This window comes from Candidatus Hepatoplasma crinochetorum Av, from assembly GCF_000582535.1.
GTDB lineage: Bacteria > Bacillota_I > Bacilli_A > Mycoplasmatales > Hepatoplasmataceae > Hepatoplasma > Hepatoplasma crinochetorum.
The window spans coordinates 529,318-549,514 of sequence record NZ_CP006932.1; the positions used below are offsets into that span (position 1 = coordinate 529,318).

At 25.3% G+C, this 20,197-nt stretch carries 17 protein-coding genes and 1 tRNA gene; all 18 read right to left on the bottom strand.

The genetic code is table 4. The annotated features are described in order from the left end of the window. Positions 1-25 precede the first annotated feature (25 nt). On the bottom strand, positions 26-3,997 hold the full coding sequence (gene rpoC, locus X271_RS02465) for a DNA-directed RNA polymerase subunit beta' (RefSeq protein WP_128571658.1): 3,972 nt from the start codon (positions 3,995-3,997) through the stop codon (positions 26-28). 12 nt (positions 3,998-4,009) lie between these two features. Beyond that, positions 4,010-7,588, bottom strand: coding sequence for a DNA-directed RNA polymerase subunit beta (gene rpoB, locus X271_RS02470; protein WP_038462282.1), 3,579 nt, complete (start codon positions 7,586-7,588; stop codon positions 4,010-4,012). A 114-nt stretch (positions 7,589-7,702) separates the two neighbouring features. Further along, complete coding sequence (gene rplL / locus X271_RS02475; protein ID WP_025208889.1) at positions 7,703-8,062, bottom strand: 50S ribosomal protein L7/L12; 360 nt, start codon at positions 8,060-8,062, stop codon at positions 7,703-7,705. A 13-nt stretch (positions 8,063-8,075) separates the two neighbouring features. Next, positions 8,076-8,579, bottom strand: coding sequence for a 50S ribosomal protein L10 (gene rplJ, locus X271_RS02480; RefSeq protein ID WP_025208890.1), 504 nt, complete (start codon positions 8,577-8,579; stop codon positions 8,076-8,078). Positions 8,580-8,591: 12 nt separating this feature from the next. After that, the gene (gene rplA / locus X271_RS02485) at positions 8,592-9,281 is read right to left on the bottom strand and encodes a 50S ribosomal protein L1 (protein ID WP_025208891.1); all 690 of its coding nucleotides are present in this window, start codon (positions 9,279-9,281) and stop codon (positions 8,592-8,594) included. After that, positions 9,281-9,715, bottom strand: a complete 435-nt coding sequence (gene rplK, locus X271_RS02490) for a 50S ribosomal protein L11 (protein WP_025208892.1) — start codon at positions 9,713-9,715, stop codon at positions 9,281-9,283. Before rplK ends, rplA begins: the two co-directional genes overlap by 1 nt. Positions 9,716-9,910: 195 nt before the next feature. Beyond that, positions 9,911-10,480: a transcription termination/antitermination protein NusG gene (gene nusG / locus X271_RS02495; RefSeq protein WP_025208893.1), complete on the bottom strand. Its 570-nt coding sequence runs from the start codon at positions 10,478-10,480 to the stop codon at positions 9,911-9,913. A gap of 21 nt (positions 10,481-10,501) precedes the next feature. Then, entirely contained in the window at positions 10,502-10,672 is a 171-nt protein-coding gene (locus X271_RS03285) for a hypothetical protein (protein WP_158380604.1), read from the bottom strand. Between the two features lie 13 nt (positions 10,673-10,685). After that, positions 10,686-10,847, bottom strand: a complete 162-nt coding sequence (gene rpmG, locus X271_RS03220; RefSeq protein ID WP_128571659.1) for a 50S ribosomal protein L33 — start codon at positions 10,845-10,847, stop codon at positions 10,686-10,688. Between the two features lie 66 nt (positions 10,848-10,913). Beyond that, positions 10,914-11,549 (bottom strand): sigma-70 family RNA polymerase sigma factor, encoded by a 636-nt coding sequence (locus X271_RS02500; RefSeq protein ID WP_025208894.1) that lies wholly within the window; start codon positions 11,547-11,549, stop codon positions 10,914-10,916. Beyond that, positions 11,539-12,255: a 23S rRNA (guanosine(2251)-2'-O)-methyltransferase RlmB gene (rlmB, locus tag X271_RS02505; protein WP_025208895.1), complete on the bottom strand. Its 717-nt coding sequence runs from the start codon at positions 12,253-12,255 to the stop codon at positions 11,539-11,541. Before rlmB ends, X271_RS02500 begins: the two co-directional genes overlap by 11 nt. 4 nt (positions 12,256-12,259) lie before the next feature. After that, the gene (gene cysS, locus X271_RS02510) at positions 12,260-13,429 is read right to left on the bottom strand and encodes a cysteine--tRNA ligase (RefSeq protein WP_025208896.1); all 1,170 of its coding nucleotides are present in this window, start codon (positions 13,427-13,429) and stop codon (positions 12,260-12,262) included. A 564-nt stretch (positions 13,430-13,993) separates the two neighbouring features. Beyond that, the gene (locus tag X271_RS02520; RefSeq protein WP_025208899.1) at positions 13,994-14,749 is read right to left on the bottom strand and encodes a hypothetical protein; all 756 of its coding nucleotides are present in this window, start codon (positions 14,747-14,749) and stop codon (positions 13,994-13,996) included. Positions 14,750-14,814: 65 nt separating this feature from the next. Beyond that, positions 14,815-14,889, bottom strand: a tRNA-Cys gene (locus X271_RS02525). Between the two features lie 114 nt (positions 14,890-15,003). Further along, positions 15,004-16,191 (bottom strand): elongation factor Tu, encoded by a 1,188-nt coding sequence (tuf, locus tag X271_RS02530; protein ID WP_025208900.1) that lies wholly within the window; start codon positions 16,189-16,191, stop codon positions 15,004-15,006. 128 nt (positions 16,192-16,319) lie between these two features. Next, positions 16,320-16,532, bottom strand: a complete 213-nt coding sequence (locus X271_RS02535) for a hypothetical protein (RefSeq protein ID WP_025208901.1) — start codon at positions 16,530-16,532, stop codon at positions 16,320-16,322. A 23-nt stretch (positions 16,533-16,555) separates the two neighbouring features. Further along, positions 16,556-17,200: a tRNA (guanosine(46)-N7)-methyltransferase TrmB gene (gene trmB / locus X271_RS02540; protein WP_025208902.1), complete on the bottom strand. Its 645-nt coding sequence runs from the start codon at positions 17,198-17,200 to the stop codon at positions 16,556-16,558. Between the two features lie 155 nt (positions 17,201-17,355). Then, a complete protein-coding gene (gene uvrA, locus X271_RS02545; protein ID WP_025208903.1) occupies positions 17,356-20,175 on the bottom strand; it encodes an excinuclease ABC subunit UvrA in 2,820 nt (939 codons plus the stop codon). Positions 20,176-20,197: the final 22 nt, after the last annotated feature.

Consider the following 20,197-nt stretch of genomic DNA (forward strand, 5'->3'; position numbering starts at 1 on the left):
TTAAGGTTGCTTTTTTCTTTTATTATTAATTTAAAGGATCTAATTCTTCTAAATTTAATTCATCAAAAATTGAATCAATATCTAATTTTGTTTCTTGTTTTTGATATCTTCTAAAATTCATTTCTCTTAAATCTTGATCTGCATCATCAAAAATTTTATATTTACCATCAGGATTTAAAATTCCTGTTCCTACAGGAATTTTTTTCCCTACAATTAGTGATTCTTTAATTCCATATAAATTATCAATTTGTTTGGAAATAGATGCATTTACTAATGCTTCTGCTGTTCTTTGATAACTAGCAGCAGAAAGGAATGATTCTGATTTTAATGGTAATGGTTTTACCCCAATTATAATTTGTTTTCCAAATGCTGGTTTTTTATTTTTTGCAAATAATTCAGCATTAATTTCTTTTAATTGATTATCAGATATAATCTGGCTAATATATAATTTTGAATCTCCACTATCAATGATAATTACTTTTGAAAGCATCTGTTTAATTATTACTTCAATATATTTATCAGAAATTTCAATTCCTTGAATTCGATAAAGTTTTTGAATTTCTTTAATTAAATAAGATTGAACTGTCCGTGTACCACCAAATTCAAGTAATTGATTAAGTTGAATTGAACCTTCTGTAATTTTACTTCCTGGTTCAACAAAATCACCTTTTTTAATTCTAAATCTTGATTTTTGTGTAGTATCAATAATATATTCTACTTCTTCTTCTTCATTTCCTATTTTATGCTTAATTACAACCCGAAATTGAATTGGTCTATTTTCTTTATTATATGCATAAGGTGTAATACTATCAACAACACCATATGTTTTAGATATAATCGCCATTGACTTAGGATTTTTATTTGCATCTACAAGTTCCATAAGTCTTGAGAAACCTCTAGTAATATCACTAACACCAGCAACTCCCCCCGTATGGAATGTACGCATTGTAAGTTGTGTTCCTGGTTCACCGATTGATTGTGCTGCAATTATTCCAATTGCTTCTCCAATATTAACTTCTTTTTGTGTTGATAAATCAAGACCATAACATTTTTTACAGATTCCTCGATGAGAATTACATGTAAGAACAGAACGAATTGAAATTTCTTCAATTTTATTATCAACAAGCATTTTAGCAATTTTTGCTGTAATTAATTGATCTTTTGCAAGATATTTACGACCATCTTTAATAATATCTTCACTTGCATAACGACCAACAATTCGATCATATAATGCTTCAATAATTGAATTCTCTTTTGTATCAACAATTGCTTTTATTTTGAAACCTTTATTTGTTCCACAATCTTCATCGGTAATTGTAATATCTTGTACAGCATCAACAAGTCTTCTTGTAAGATATCCAGATTCCGCAGTTTTTGTTGCTGTATCTGATAATCCTTTTCTTGCTCCATGTGTAGATAAGAAATATTCAAAAGGAGTAAGACCAATTTTAAATGATGATTTAATTGGAATTTCTTCTGTATCTTTAATGATGATTCCTTGTTTTTGTAAAGCAACATATTCATGTGCTGCTTTAGACATTGAACCACGCATTCCTCCTAATTGAACAAAATTGGAAATACTTCCTCTTGCTCCTGAATCCATCATCATATAAAGTGGATTGTCTTTATCTTTTTTTAATTCTTCTTCCAATAATATTTCGATCTCATTTTTAACTTTTGCTCAAACTTCGATTACTTTTTTATATCTTTGTTCTTCTGTAATAAGACCTTCATTATAGTTATTTGATAAGATATTTACTTCTTTATCTCCATGTTTAAGAATTTCTTCTCTTCTTGGGATATCTATAATATCATTAAGACCGATTGAAGCTCCAGAAAGCATTGAATATCTAAATCCTAATTCCTTAATTGCATCTAAAATTAATTCAATTTTTTTATTATCAAATTCATAAATATCTTCAATTAATTTTGAGAGAGTTGATTTTTTAAAAGGTTTAAATTTAGTTGCTATTTTTTCAAAATTTTCTGGTAATTTATCGATTGATTTAACAAGATAAGAAATATTATCACGATCTTCCAATGAATTTAAATCATTAAAATAAGGGAAGTTTGTAGGAAGAATATAATTTATTAAAGCTCTTCCTGCAGTTGTAACAATATATTTATATTCTTTGAAAGTTTTTTCTGTAAATTTATCTTTAATTAAAGTAAGAGGAAAGGCAATTACTGAATGAACATGAATTTTATCCAATAATAATAAATTAGTAATATCTTTATAGGAATAATAAACATGTTTAGAACCTATTTGATTTAAATTTGATTTTGTAAGATAATACATTCCCAATACAATATCTTCAGAAGGGGAAAGAATTAATTTTCCATTTTTTGGTCCCAAGATATTTTTATTTGCAATCATTAATTCTGAAGCTTCTTTTTTTGCTTGTCAAGATAATGGAACATGAACAGCCATTTGATCTCCATCAAAATCAGCATTAAAAGAAGGTGTTACTAATGGATGCAATCTAATTGCTTTCCCTGATGTAATAATTGGTTCAAAAGCTTGAATTGATAATCTATGTAATGTAGGTGCTCTATTTAAAAGTACAGGATGATTTTTAATTACTCTACTAGCATATTTTCAAATTCGATCATCATAAAGTTCAATCATTTTTTTTGCAATCTTAATACTTTTTGCAACACCTTCTTGTACAAGTAAATTAACAATAAAAGGTTCAAAAAGTTTTACAACCATCTGTTTTGGTAATCCAACTTGATGTAATTTAAGTTCAGGACCAACAACAATTACTGATCTTCCTGAATAATCAACTCTTTTTCCTAAAAGATTTTGTCTAAATCTTCCTTGTTTTCCTTTTAAATTTTCTGATAATGATTTAAGTGGACGATTATCTTTTGAATTTACAGGATTTTTCTTTCTTGCATTATCAAGTAAAGCATCTACTGATTCTTGTAGCATTCTTTTTTCATTTTGTACAATAAGATCAGGTGCACCAATAAGTAATCATTGTTTTAATCTATTATTACGGATAATTACTCTTCGATAGAGTTCATTTACATCAACTGTAGAATGTCTTCCACCATCTAATTGAATTAATGGTCTAAGATCAACAGGAATTACAGGAAGAACATCAATTATCATTGATCCAGGATGTTGTCCTGATTTTAAAAATGATTCAATTACTTTAATTCTTCTAAAATTAGAATTTTGCTCAGGATTTTTAAGGGCGATCTTTTTGATTTTTCGAAGTTCTTTTCTAAGATCGATCTTCTCTAAAATTTTCTTAAGTGTTTCTGCTCCTGTTCCAATTCTTATATTAGAGTGACTTGCAATAAAATTATTATATTCATAAAAATCAAGTCCATAATTTTGTCCAATATCAGAAGCAGCTTCTTTTTCTAATTGTAGAATCTTTTCATCTACTTTTTTTAATAATTCTTTATTTTTTGCATTATTTCGTAAAATTGTAAGAATTTTACGATACTTAGATCCAGCATCTTGAATTTGAATAATTTCTCGTTCTTTAATTGAAAAAAAACCACCATTATCATAAATAATATGTGCTTTGAAATAAATAATTGAATCTAATTCATCTTGTTTTAATCCAATGATAGAACGAATTACAGAATAATCGATTTTTGAAAATCAAATATGAGCAATTGGTGTTGCAAGTTTGATATGACCCATTCTTCGTCTACGAACAAGTTTTGATTCAATAATAGCTTCACCACATGATGTACATTTTTTTCCAGCATCAGAGCGTTTGTGTTTTTTTCCACAAACAGGACAACGATAGTCTTTTGTTGTTCCAAAAATTCTTTCATCAAAAAGACCATTTTTCTCTGATTTATGAGTTTTATAATTAATAGTTTCTGGTTTTGTAACCTCGCCATTTGATCATTTTAAAATTCTTTCAGGAGAAGCAATTGCAATCTCTATTCTTTTATAAAGATTTACTTGATCTTCTTTTTTATATCTAGCATTACCATTTTGATCGTAAGAATTAATTTTTTTATTCATATTTATTCCTCTCTATAAAGAATTATCAATTTCAACTTCTTTATTATTTTCATCTAAGAATCTTAGATCCATTCCCAAACCACGCAACTCATAAAATAAAACTCAGAATCCTTCAGGAATATTTGGTCTTGGTAATTTTTTCCCTTTTGCAATCGAATTATATAATTCATTTCTTCCTTTGATATCATCTGATTTTAAAGTAAGCATTTCTTGTAAAAGATTTGATGCTCCATAAGCTTCAAAAGCTCAAGCTTCCATTTCACCAAATCTTTGTCCACCATTTTGTGCTTTTCCTCTCAATGGTTGTTGGGTAATAAGTGAATAAGGGCCAATTGAACGAGCATGCATTTTATCATCAACCATATGTGAAAGTTTTAGCATATACATAATACCTACGGTAACTTTATCTTCATATCTTTTTCCTGTAATTCCATCGAAAAGATAAAATTTACCTGTTTGATCTAATTTCGCTTCTTTTAATGCATCTTGAATATCTTTTTCATTTGCTCCATTAAAAATTGGTGTTACAACTTTTAAACCAAGTTTTTTTGCAGCCATTCCTAAATGAACTTCAAGAATTTGTCCAATATTCATTCTAGAAGGAACTCCTAATGGATTTAACATAACATCAACAGGAGTACCATCTTCAAGATAAGGCATATCTTCTTCTGGTAAGATTCGAGAAACAACTCCCTTGTTTCCATGTCTTCCAGACATTTTATCCCCCTCTTTTAATTTTCTTTTCTGTACAATAAAGACTTTTACAATCTTTTCAATTCCATCATCTAAGCGGTCACCATTTTCTTTTGAAATAATTTGTACATCTTGAATTATTCCTTCTGCTCCATAAGGAACTCTTAATGATGAATCTTTTGTATTTTTTGATTTGTTTCCTAAAATTGCATCTAATAATTTATCTTCAGGAGATAAATCATCTTCTCCTTTAGGTGTTACTTTACCAACTAAAACATCACCAACTTTTACTTCAGAACCAACAATTATGATTCCATCTTTACCTAAGTTTCGCATTGATTCTTTTGAAGAATTAGGAATATCAATTGTTATTTTTTCTTTTCCTAATTTTGTATTTCTTTCTTCAATTTTATGCTCTTCAATATGAATTGAAGTAAAAGTATCATTTTTTATTAGTCTTGAAGAAATAATAATAGCATCTTCATAGTTATACCCTCTTCAAGTTGTAAAAGATACTAATACATTTTTACCAATTGCAAGTTCACCATTATCAATTGAAGGACCATCAGCAATAATATCATCTATTTTTACTTTTTCATCTAGATTAACAATTGGTCTTTGATTAATAAGCGAAGCTTGATTTGAACGTAAGAATTTTTTAAGTTTATAAATATGCTCTTTTTTGCTATCATCAATAACTTTGATTATTTTTGAATTAACAAAACTAACTTTACCATTTACTTTTGTTTTTAAAACAGTAGGTGAATATTTTGCTGAAACTTCTTCAATTCCTGTTCCAACAATTGGTGCTTCTGTTTTAATTAAAGGAACAGCTTGTCTTTGCATATTTGCGCCCATTAAAGCTCTATTTGCATCATTATTTTCTAAGAATGGAATATGAGAAGTTGCAATTGAAACAATTTGTTTTGTTGAAACATCAATTAAAGTAATTTTTTCTTTTTTTGCAGATAAAAATTGCCCATCTTTTCTAGCAATTAAAGTATTAGGGATAATTTTATTATTTTTAATTTCGACATTTGCAGGAGCAATAACATGACCTTTTTCATCATCTACAGTCATATATGTAACACTATTTGGATCAATTACACCATTAGTAACTTTAAAGTAAGGTGTTTCTAAAATTCCATATTCATTAATTTTGGCATAAATTGCTAAATTAAGAATAAGACCAATATTAGGTCCTTCTGGTGTTTCAATTGGATCAATTCTTCCATAGTGAGTATCATGAATTCCTCGAACAATTAAAGAAGCAGTATCACGACTAAGACCTCCAGGTCCTAATGAAGTAATTCTTCTTTTATTTGATAACTCCGCAAGCGGATTTATTTGATCCATAAATTGGGAAAGTTGAGAAGAATTAAAAAATTCTTTGAATACAGATTCCATTAATTTATGATTTGTTGAATTTTTAATTGTTACATTTGATGTATCTTTTGCAGAAATTCGATCTTTTAAGTTTTTTTCAATTCTTATTAAACCAATTCTAAATTGATTTTGTAATAATTCATTAATTGATTTAATTTTTCGATTAGAAAGAGAATCGATATCATCGTAATCACTAATTCCTTGCTCAAGATTAATAAAATGACCAACTGTAGCAATAATATCCGCAATTGTTAAAATTGTATTTTGATTATGAGAAGAAGATAAGATATTAATAATTTTATTATGATCTGAAGGATCATAAATTTTAATTATATTAACTTGTGTAAAGTTTCTAATAATTTTATCTTCATTTAATTTTAATTCTTCGTTTGTTTGATATTTAGTATTAGAAAAATTTAAAGGATTAAAATCACCAAAAATTTCATAATCAATCTGATAATTTGAATATTCTAAATTATTATCTTTTCAGTAATCATTAATTGTAATTGCTTTTTCAAGATTAATTTTTGTATCTTTTTTAAAAATTACATTTCCTGAAGCATCTTTTAAATCAGTAGCAAGTGTTTGTCCTAAAATTCTATTTTTTGGTGCAAATTTTACATTTAATTTATATCTTCCTGTTTTTGAAAGATTATATCTTTTAGAATTAAAGATTAAATTAGCAATTGAATCATTTACTGCTTTTTTAGCAAAACGATCACCAGAATGGATTACTTTAAAAATTGCTCTTCTTGCTTTATAAGGTTCCATTTCTTCTTTTGTGATTTTTCTAAAAGATTCTTCGATTAATTCATGATTTGAATAAATATCATAAATATTTTCTTGTGTAAGACCAAAAGCATTCAATAATGTAACTAATTTTAATTTTTTAGATTTATCAATTCTTAATTTAATATCACTAGGATTTATATTTAATAATTTATAATCACGATAATCAAACTCAATTCATGATCCTCTACTAGGAATAATTGAAGATAATTTATAAACTGAAGAATCAGAAGTTGATTGTGCTCTTGATGCTTTTAATTTTTCAAAATAAACACCAGGAGAACGAACAATTTGACTAACAATTACTCTTTCTGAACCATTAATAATAAATGATCCTCCTTCAGTCATTATTGGTAAATTTAAAATAAAAGCATCTTTATCATCGATTACAGTTCCTTCTTTTAAATTTATCATTTTAAAATGAGCTGAAATTGGAACAGAAAAATTAATTCCCTTTTCTTTTGCTTCATTTATAAGCTCATCATATTTAGATTTTTCTGGCATTTTTATTTTTAATCCAATATATTCAACACGAATTTTATCTTTTGCTGAATGAATTGGATAAATTTCACGAAAAATTTCATCAATTCCTGTTTTGATAAATTCTTCAAAACTTTTGTATTGAACATCCAATAAATTAAAAACAGGAAGATCAATTAGTTCGTTTTTTTGATAATTTCTTCTTTTTGTATTTTTACCATAAGTTTGAATTTTATAATTCATATATTTCTCCAATTAATAAATTTCAATCATTTTAGTTTTTCGATTCAAATTACCTTTTATAAAAGAGAAAAAAGAAGATAGCATTATCCTCTCCTTTCAATTTAGATAAAATTCTTATTTAATTTCAACGTCTGCACCAATTTCTTTAAATTGTGCGGCAACTTTTTCTGCTTCATCAGCACTGATGTTTTCTTTTATATTTCCACCATTGTCTACAAATTTTTTTGCTTCCATTAGTCCTAATCCTAATAGATCACGAACAAGTTTGATTACAGCTAATTTATTTTCGCCTGGAGATTTTAGTACAACAGTTTTTTCTGCATTTTCAGCACCATCTCCCATTTGTCCTTGTGCAGAAACTTGTAAAGCAGCTGATACATTAAATTTTTCTTCAATTGCCTTGATTAATTTATTTAAATCAGCAACTTTCATTTCTTCTAAATCTTTAATAAAATTTTCTATATTTATTGCCATTTTATACTCCTTATTAATTTTTTTGCTTTGCTATTTCTGATAATACAAAAGCAAAATTTCTGATGTTTCCTTGTAAAGCTGATAGTAACATTGATAATAAAATATCTTTTCCTGGTAATGAAGCAATTTCTAAAATTTCCTTTGGACCATAAAAAATATTTTCAATATAACCAGCTTTTAATTTAATTTTTGAATCTTTTTTACCTTTTGTAAATTCTTTGATCATTTTGTAAAGTTCAGCAAGTGCTTGAGAATTTTCATTTTTAAGAATAAGAAAAGATGATGAGTCAGTTAAATATTCAATAATCTCTGGTTTATTAGCATCTTTAAAAGCAATTTTTGCAAGACGATTTTTATAAACTTTATCTAATCCTTCTTGTTTAGATATTCTTGCTTTTATTTCTGTAATTTCTTTTGCTTTTAAACCATGATATCCTCAAACAATAATTGCATATGAATCATTTATTTTTTTAGTTAATTCTTCAATTTGTAACTTTTTATCTTTTTTTGTTAGCATATCTTATTAGTCTTAATCCTTTGCAATTCTAATTCCAGGACCCATAGTTGTAGATAAAGATATATTTATAATATATTCTCCCTTTACTTCACTAGGTCTTTTTGCTTTAATTAAATTAAAAATTGCTTGATAGTTTTCCTTTAATTTTTGATCTGAAAAAGATAGTTTCCCAATTGAAAGATTAATTAAACCTTGATCATTAGTACGATATTCAATTTGTCCTTTTTTAATATTTTCTACAGCAACTTTAACATCTTTAGTTACTGTTCCTAATTTAGGATTTGGCATTAATCCTTTAGGACCTAATAATTTTCCATATTTTGCAAATTTAGCCATATATTTTGGTGTAGTAACAATATAATTAAAATCAAATCAATTTTCACGCTGAATTTTTTCTAGTACTAATTCATCATTTACATAATCAGCTCCAGCTTTTTTACCTTCATCTTGATCATTTTTATCACCAACTACCAAAACTTTTGCTATTTTACCTACTCCATGAGGTAAAACAATTGAACCACGTAATTGTTGTGAGGCTTTTTTTACATCTAAATTAAGATTAAAAGAAACTTCAACTGAAGGATCAAATTTTTCATAAGAAATTTTTCTAATAATAGTTAATCCTTCATCAATTGAATATAAATGGTCTCTATCAATTAAATCATTTGCTTTTTTCAATTGTTTTGATATTTTCTTAACCATTATTTATTTTCTCCATCTTTTTCTGTTTCAACATCTACGCCCATATTTTTTGCTGTTCCAATTACCATACGCATTGCTGCTTTAAGATCTTTTGTATTTAAATCTTGCATTTTATATTTTGCAATTTCTTTAATTTGATCAATTGTTAATTTTCCAACAATTTCCTTTTTTGATTTTTGAGAACCTGATTTTATTCCAAGCGCTTTTTTAATCATTACTGAAGTAGGGGTTGTTTTTAATTCAAATTCAAAAGAACGATCACTATAAGCTTTAATAATTACAGGAACAATATCACCATTACGATCTTTTGTTGCATCATTAAAAGAACGTGTAAATCCTACCATGTCAATTCCAAGACCAGCTAATGAAGGGCCTGGTTTAGCTTGTCCAGCAGGAAATTGTAATTTAGCAACTCTTGTTAATTTTTTAGCCATTTCTTTTATTCTAACCTTTCAAAAGTTAACTTTAGTTTCACCAAGTAAGTTCTTTCTTACTAAAGTCTTATTAAATATAAAACTATTTAATAATAACCTCAGTAGCATATTTAAACATTTGTGTGGCTACTTTCTTTGGTTTAAATTATTTAAATAATTAAACACGATAGTATTTTAACATAAAAAAGACCTTTTTTATACTTTTTCAACATAATTTATTGGAAGATCAATTATTGTTTTACGATTAAACATTTCAATTTCAATTATTACAATTTGTTTAATAATAGAAATATCTTTTACTTTTCCTTTTTTACCAACAAATTCTCCTTTTTTGATCTCCACTAAATCATCTACATTATAATTTACGGTTAATAGAGCATCTTTATTATCGGTAACTTTTTTTAGATCTTGATAATGTTGTTCTTCTTTTTTTTCTAAATTTTTAATTCTTGCAATTTGCTCTTCTGGAATTGGTGTTGGTTTTGTTCTTTGTCCACTTGAACCAATAATTCCTGTAACATATTGTGTATTTCGAATAATATATCAAGACTTATCTGTCATATCTAATTTAACATAAATATAACCTGGAAAAAGTGGTTTTCTTTTGATTTTTTTTGTTTTTGTTTGATGATATTTAAAAGGAATATAAATTTCTGAAATTCCTGTATCTTTATCTTCAAATTCACGATTATCAAGTGCTTCTTTTACTTTTTGTTCATAATTAGAAATAACTTGAACTATATATCACTTATCGTTTTTTTCCATTAAATTTCCTTTCAAGTTAAATTATTGCGATAAAAAATCAATTAATGAAGTAACACCTCAAGAAAAAAGAACAATAATAACTGTAAGAATAATAATTACAAGTATTGTAAGAAAAAATACTCTTAATACCTGTTTAAATTTTGCTCATCTAATTGTTCGCAACTGAAAACCAAGTCTTTTAAAAAAATTCATTATTTTATCTCGTTTATTTTGTTTCTTTATGTAAGGTTATTTTATTACAACTTTTGCAATATTTCTTAAGTTCTAGTTTTTCTGTAGTTCCTAAAGATTTATTAACAATATAGTTTCTCGCAAAACATTCACTGCAGGCTAAAGTAACTTTATTTTTTCCTTTTTTATTTTTCATCTATTTTTAAATTTAATACTTAAATTATATAAAATTTGAAACTTTTATGAAAATAAAACAACATAGTTAGCCTATGTTGTTAAAATTATTTAATTTTTTTGTAATTTTTTTGCGATAACGATAAATAGTTTTTTCTGGAATATTTAAATTCTCCGCAGTTTTCTTTACGCTTCCTTCTGTTTCTAGTAATTTTATTAAAATTTTACTTTCTTTTTCTGTAAAAATTTTAAAATCAATTGTTTTAAATACTCATGTGATAAAATCTTCTTCATCTTTAAAAATTTTTTCTCCTATAGAAGATGAACTAGAATCAGTACTATCAATTGATATTGCATAATTTAATAAAATATGATTTTTTGTTGTAAATTTCTTTGCATAATTTTTTAAGTCATATTCAATAAAAGTTTCAATATAACTTGCAAATCTTTTAGGTCCTTCCAACTTATAATTTATTGTTCTTTTATAAAAACAATAAATTCCATATTGATAGTAATCATCAAATTTTAAAGGTGAATTTTCAAATCTCGATGCCACTTTATTTGAAATTTTTTTAATAAAAGATTCATACTTAATTAGTAATATTCTAAAATTAATATCATTTCTATTATTCTTGTTATTTTGTATTTTTTCTATTAGTTTTTTCTGTTCTTCATAATCTATCTGTTGATAATTTGTTTTTTCAAAACTTTGTTTAATTATCACTTGTTAGAGCGTAAAGAAAAATACCAACCGAAGATGAAACATTAAGTGATTCAACTTTCGAGTCAATATTAATCTTTGATGTGTAATCAGATGAATTAATTAGTGATGAACGAATACCTTTGCCTTCATTTCCAAAAATTAAAACTAGTTTTTGTTTTAATTTTTTCAATTCACTTGGCTTATATTTTCCATCTAAAGTTGTTGAAACAATTCAAAAATTATTATTTTTCAATTTTTTAATTACGTTTGCAGATGAAGTTATTGTTAATATATCAATATCTAATCAAGTACCAGCAGATGCCTTCATTGCAATATTTGTTAGTTTTGCACTATTATCTTTTGTAATTAAAATTCCATCAACATTAAAAGCAACAGCGTTTCGTATAATAGCTCCCAAATTTTGTGGATCTTGTATTCTATCTAAAAATAATAAAATAGGATTTTTATTATTTTTTATTTTAGAAATTAATTGATCCAAATTAATTTGATTTGGAAGATCAATTTCAGCAATAATACTTTGAAAATTGCCTATTTCTGGAAATCTTTTTTTTCAATAATGAAAATCAAATTTAAGTACATTTATATCGTTTTGTTCTAATTCTTGATAAAAAGAAAAATGTTTATTTTTATCTAAATAAACTTTTTTTATCAAATCTCGCCTTTTATAAAAAATTTCCTTTACGGAATTTATTCCATATATTTGCATAACACTATTTTTTCATTAAATATTTTAAATCAAATCCAAGAATCTCTAAATTAAAAATTAATTTTTGATATTCAATTTGATTAAATTCTTTATTTAGTTTTTTAACCTGCAACATTAAGTATGAAACTGCATTTGCAGTATCTAAATCATTTTCTAAGATTTTAATAAAATTTTCATCTTGTATTGATTTTGGCATTTTTTTATCGAAGATTTTATCATCAAATTTTCTTAAACAATTTTTAATCTTTTGCATCTGTATCTTTGCATTTTCAATAACATTTCGATTTATATCAATTGGTTTGCGATAATGACTTAATAAAAAAAGCATTCTTAAGATCATTGGAGAATAATTTTCAATAAAATCTTTTGCATATATAATATTACCCAAGGATTTTGACATTTTTTTTAAATTGAAATTTATATGACCTATATATAATCAAGCTTTTGCTAATTCATTTTGATAAATTGCTTCATATTGTGCCATTTCATTGATATGATGGGGGAAATATAAATCAATCCCTCCGCCATGAATATCAATACCACTATCACCAAAATATTTTTCAATAAGATAAGAGCATTCAGTGTGTCAACCAGGTCTTCCTTTACCTCAAGGAGAATTAAACATAAGACCTTGGTTTGTTTTTTTTCACAAAGCAAAATCATTTTGGCTATTTTTACTAATGATTATGCCTTGTTTACTTATTAATTCATCCATATCTATATTAAGTTTTGAATTATATTTTTCTCATTTATTTATTGAAAAATAAATACCATCAACAGTTTGGTATGCATAACCTAAATTTATTAATTTTTCAATAAATAATATCATCCCGCTAATATTATCAGAAACTTTTGGAAGATGAGTAGGAAGAAGAATATTAAGTTTTTGTAAAAGATTAAGATAATTTTTTAAATATTTTTCAGAAATTTCTTTTTCTGATTTTTTTTCAAAAATTGCACGATTTATTATTTTATCATCAATATCTGTAATATTATGAACATAAATTATTTTTTGTTTATTTAAAATAGCTAGACGATGCAAAACATCAAAAATAACAACTGATCTTAAATTACCAATATGCGGATAATCATAAACGGTTGGTCCACAAAGATAAATTTTAAGTGTTTTTTTAAATTCTATTTTCTTTTTTGTATAAAAATCCACTACTAACATAGTTTAATTATAAATAAAAGTAGAAAAGTTTATCAATAAACGATTCTACTTTTAATAAATAAATTTAAAAACAATTAATATATCTAAAAATGATTAAGCCACGTAAATAATATTACTCGAACCAAAAAAATAAAAAAGAGCAACATTTATGCGAGATGCCAAGTATCTTAATTAAATAAGAATGCATAAATGCTGCTTTTTTTCTCTTATTTAATTAATAAATACAAGGCAATATATATATTATATATATTAATAAATTAATCTCATATATTGTAAAATTTTTAAATTATTTTTATAAAATAAAAAAGCAGGCTTAATCTTAATAAAATAAGATCTGCCTGCAAAATCATTAAATGCACTTAGGGGATTAATATCTTTTAAATATTTAATGAAACTTTTTGTTGCTCAATTAATTTTAAAATAAAAAAGAGCAACATTTATGCGAGATGCCAAGTATCTTAATTAAATAAGAATGCATAAATGCTGCTTTTTTTCTCTTATTCAATCATAAATACAAGGCAATACATATTATATATTTTAGAAATTACTATTTCTCAAAATTATTTAATTAATTTTAAAGAAGAAATATTTATTAATATTCTTTTGTAAAAAATCTTTTTTAATTAAATAATTATTATGATAATTTTTATCAATATAAAAATCTTTTTTGATTAAAGGTTTATGATAAAAAGTAAATCATCTCTCTAAATAAGAAATGAGATCTGCTATTTCAATTAATAAGTAATATTCAAAATCTTTTTTACTGATAAATTTAAAATTTTTTGTTGTAATTTCCGAATTTAAAGAAATTTTAAAATTTCTTTTAAGCAAAAAAATAAGTTTTTGATCTAATTTATTACCTCGTGTTTCAACAAAAAATTTACTATTAAGTAGCAATTTATTTAAAATCAATTGATCAAGAAAAATTTTAATTCCATAAAAATAGGGATCTATTGTTTTTTCTTGATATTTTTTATAAAGAGAATTTATATCTATTCTAATTTGATAGATTTTAAAATGATACAATTCTAATAAATTTAGAAATTTATGAATATAAATTTTACAATTTTTATCGTAGCGAATTTTAAAATTAAAAAATTCATAACTATGAAAAATAAAATATTCTGTTTGAAAATATTTTATTTTTAATTCTTTAATTAACAAATTGAGATAATCAAAAGTACTTTTTTCAAATAAAATAAGAGTAATAAAATTTAAAATTTCATTTTTATTGAAATCTATTCTATATTTACTTTTATAAATTCTTTGTATATGATTATTTGTTATTCCAGATTCGTCAATTCCAATGTAATATTTCATTACATTAAATTTATAAAGAAAATTCTTTTTTTCAATTTTTTTTATAAATTTAAATAAACAAAAAATGGAGGCGCGAATCGGATTCGAACCGACGATCAAAGAGTTGCAGTCTTCTGCCTTACCAGCTTGGCTATCGCGCCAGTTAATTAAAAATAATTAAAATTAACTAGAAAAACATATATATTATATCTTAAATTTTTTCAATAAAAAAGAACCTCTATAAATTATAGAAGTTCTTTTTTCTTTTTATACTTTTACTGTAAAATTTCAACTACAGTTCCAGCGCCAACTGTTCTTCCACCTTCACGAATTGAAAATTTAGTATTTTTTTCAATTGCAACAGGAGAAATTAATTCAATAATTAATTCTGTATTATCACCAGGCATTACCATTTCTGTTCCTTTTGGTAAAGTAACAATTCCAGTAACATCTGTTGTTCTTAGATAAACTTGTGGACGATAATTTGTAAAAAATGGTGTATGTCTTCCACCCTCTTCTTTTTTAAGAGCATATATTTGTGCTGTAAATTTTTTATGAGGAGTAATTGAACCAGGTTTACATATAACTTGGCCACGTTGTATTTCTTTGCGATCAACACCACGAAGTAATAAACCAACATTATCTCCTGCTTCAGCATAATCTAATAATTTTCTAAACATTTCGATTCCAGTAACAATTGTTTTTTTAGTTTTGCTGCTCAAACCAACAACTTCTACTTCAGAACCTTCTTTGATTTCACCACGTTCAACTCTTCCAGTAGCAACAGTTCCACGTCCAGTAATTGTAAATACATCTTCTACTGGTAATAAGAATGGTTTATCTTTTTCACGTACAGGAAGTGGGAAGTATTTATCGCATGTATCAACAAGTTCACCGATTGCTTTTTCATATTTTTCATCACCTTCAAGTGCTTTTAAAGCAGAACCATAAATAAAAGGTGTATTATCACCATCAAAACCATATTTTGATAATAATTCACGAACTTCCATTTCTACAAGTTCAATCATTTCTTTATCATCAATCATATCTACTTTATTAATAAATACAATTAATTTTTGAATTCCAACTTGTTTTGATAAAACAATATGTTCACGAGTTTGAGGCATTGGACCATCAGTAGCAGAAACAACTAAAATTGCACCATCCATTTGTGCAGCTCCAGTAATCATATTTTTAACATAGTCAGCATGACCAGGAGCATCAATATGTGCGTAATGTCTTTTTGCTGTTTCATATTCAACGTGTGCTGTATTAATAGTGATACCACGTTCTTTTTCTTCTGGAGCAGCATCAATTGCATCATAGGTCATTTTTTTTGCATAACCTTTTTTTGATAGATAACTTGTAATTGCTGCTGTTAATGTTGTTTTTCCATGATCAACATGTCCGATTGTTCCAATATTAATATGTTCTTTTGAACGATCAAATTTTTCTTTTGCCATTTTTCTCACTTTCTTTAAATTATTATTAATTTAACAAATTTAAGATCTGTTAATTAAATACAATGACACTTAATATTATATATTATCAAATCTTATATTAAATAATCTAAATTTTCTTAATTAATATATTAATTAATTTGACGAACCTCAAATTCTTCATTAAAACGTTTTTCAAGTTCTTTTTCAATTTTTGTTAAACTAACGTGACCAAGATATCTTAAGGTGTTTCCATTTTTAAAAATAACTTTTATATCATCTTTATTTTTATGTAAAAGATAATCCTCGATCTCATTTGATGAAATTTGTAAATCTGAATTTCAACGTATTTGAAATTTTGACATTTTCTCTTCTCCTTTATAATAATTTATAAAATATTCTTAGAAATTTCTAGATAATAAACAGATCTTTCAAGTTCAATAAATTTTTCTTCATATTCTGTTTTGATAATTTTTTCATTTGTATATTGATGTAAATTTGCTGATTTTTCAACTATAAAAAATTTATCTTTTAAATCTTTATCATTTAAATTTTCAAGAACAAAGTTAAATAAATCTTTTTGATCAGTTTTAATTAAAATTTTTCCTTGATTTTTTAAAATTTGATGATAATAAATTAACAATTCTTTTGTAAGCAATCTTCTTTTATAATGTCTTTTTTTTGGTCAAGGATCTGGAAAATTTATAAAAATCTTTTCAATTGAATTTTTTGAAAAATAAGATTTTAAATTATTAATATCACCTAAAATAAATTTAAGATTATTTAATTTTAAATTTTCTATCCTTTTTATAGCTTTTACTTGAATTGTTGCGTTTTTTTCAATTCCAATTATTTTGGCATCTTTATTTTCAAGAGCAATCTCTGTAATAAATTGTCCTTTTCCATGTCCAATTTCAAGAAAAATCTTTTGATCATTTTTAATTCATTTTTTATATTTATCTTCTGAATCTAAAAGATTGTTTGATTTTTTTAAGTAATTTATTGCACCTGGTTTTATCCGTACTCTTCCCATAATTAAATTTTATCTTTTTTTTATTAAAAGTAAAAAGTGGGAAAATCCCACTTTTTTAAGTAAATGGCCATTTACTTGTAAATCACCCCTTTTTTCTCCCGTTCTTCATTACAAAAAAGATTTTGATTTTACAATTAGTTATTATAGCACGATAACTATTTTAAAATATACCTAAGATATTTTCCTGTTTCAGAAATTTTACTATTTGAAATCTCTTCAGGGGTACCATGAGCAATAACTTTTCCTCCATGATTTCCTCCTTCAGGTCCCATATCTATAATATGATCAGCAACTTTAATTACATCTAAATTATGTTCAATTATAAGAATTGAATCACCATTATCGACAATCTTATTTAAAACTACCAATAATTTTTTAATATCATGATGATGTAATCCTGTTGTTGGTTCATCTAAAATATATAAAGTTTTCCCTGTTGCTTTTTTTTGTAAATAAGTAGCAAGTTTTACTCTTTGAGCCTCTCCTCCTGAAAGTAAAGTAGAAGAATGTCCTAGTTTAATATAATCAAGACCAACATCTTTTAAATATTTAAGTTTTCTACTAATTTTTGGTTGATTTTTAAAAAAGATATTCGCTTCTTCTACTGACATATCTAAAACATCTGCAATATTTTTATCTTTAAAAGTAATTTGTAAAGTTTCTTCGTTATATCTTTTCCCATTACATTCATCGCATTTTACATAAACATCGGGAAGAAAATGCATTGGAATTCGTAAAATTCCATCACCTTGACATTTTTCGCATCTTCCACCTTTTACATTAAATGAAAATCTTCCTGCAGCATAGCCTTTTATTTTTGCTTCATTTGTACTTGCGAAAAGTTCACGAATATCAGAAAAAACACTGGTATAAGTAACAGGATTAGAACGAGGAGTTTTACCAATAGGATCTTGTGATATTCTTACAACTTTATCAATATTTTCGACACCTTTAATTGCATCACATAAACCAGGAATATCAAAATGATTTCCATGCGAAGTCAGATTATGTAATTTTTTGTAAATTATTTCATTTACAAGAGTTGATTTTCCTGATCCAGATACACCAGAGACAACAACAAATTTTTTAAGAGGAATTTTGACATTGATGTTTTTTAAATTATTTGCTTTTGCTCCATATATTTCAAGATATTTTTGCTCAGAAATATTTCTTCGCTTTTTCGGAATTTCTATTTGATCTTTTCCTGAAAGAAAATTTCCAGTATGTGTTTCTTTTTTTGCGACTTCTTCTGCTGTTCCTGTAGCAATTACTTTTCCCCCATAAATTCCAGCATCAGGACCAATATCAATTAAATAATCAGATTCAAGCATCATTTCTTCATCATGTTCAACAACAACAACAGTATTACCTAAATCTCTAATTTCTTTTAAAGTATTAATTAATTTTTCATTATCTCTTTGATGAAGTCCGATTGATGGTTCATCTAATACATAAATAACACCGGTAAGTTTTGAACCTAGTTGTGATGCTAATCTTATTCTTTGACTTTCTCCTCCCGAAAGAGTATTAGCCATTCGATTTAAAGTAAGATATCCTAATCCAACATTTATTAAAAATTTAAATCTTGATTTAATTTCACTAATTACAAGATTTACAATTTTTAATTCTTGTTCACTTAATTTAAGATCTTTAATTCATTTATTTGCTTCTTCAATTGAAAGTGCAGTAACCTCAAAAATATTTTTATGATTAATTTTTACAGCAAGAGCATGTTGATTTAGTCTTGATCCATTACATTTATCACATGTACTTGTTGCAAAAAATTGTTTATAATAGTTTCTTGCAAAATCTGATGCTGTTTCAAGATTTAATCTTTCAATCATTGTAGCAAGTCCCTCAATATAATCATATTTACGAACTGTAAGAGATTTTGTTTTTACTTTAAAATTAATTGGTTCTTTTGAACCATATAAAATAATCTCTTGTTCTTTTTCTGTAAAGTCTTTTAATTTTTTGTCAAGCGAAATATTATATTCTTTTAATAAAACAATAAATTTTTCTCAATTATATCCTGATAATTTATCACCAAAATATTTAATTCCTCCCTCTAATATTGTTTTATCTTGATCCACCATTTTTTCTCAAGTTACTTGCTGAATAAATCCTAATCCATTACATTTATTACAAGCTCCTAAAGGTGAATTAAAAGAAAATAATTTTGGTTCAATTTTTGGCATTGAAAAATCACCATGTTTACAACCTAATTTAAGAGAATATAATTCTTCCTTTTTTTCTGTAAGGTTTTCAACACTTACTAAACCATCAGCATATTTTGTAGCTAACCCTAAACTTTCATAAATTCTTGATCTATTTTCTGTATTTAAGATAATTCGATCTACTAAGATATCAATTGTATATTTTTTATGTTTATCTAATTCTTCGATATTATCTAAATGTAAAATTTCATTATTTACTCTTATTCTTAAAAAACCTTCTTTTTTAAGTTCTGAAATTTCATTTTTAAATGACCCTTTTTTATTAGAAACTAAAGGAGCAAATATTTGCAATTTAGAATTTTCTTTTCAATTATAGATTTGATTAATAATTTGCGTAATTGTCTGTGATGATATTTCTATATTGTGAATAGGACAATAGGGAATTCCAATTCTTGCAAATAATAATCGATAAAAATCATAAATTTCAGTAATTGTTCCTACAGTAGATCTTGGATTATTAGAAGTTGTTTTTTGATCTATTGCAATTGCAGGTGATAACCCTTCAATTGAATCAACAGCAGGTTTTGCTGTTCCTCCTAAGAATTGTCTTGCATAATTTGAAAGAGAATCAACATATCTTCTTCTTCCTTCATTATATAAAACATCAAAAGCAATAGAAGATTTCCCTGATCCGGAAACACCAGTAATTACAATTAGTTTATTCTTTGGTAATTCTAAATCAACATTTTTTAAATTATTTTCTTGTGCATTTTTTATTATTATTTTATCGTTTATCATAGTCTTTTTTATTATAATTTTA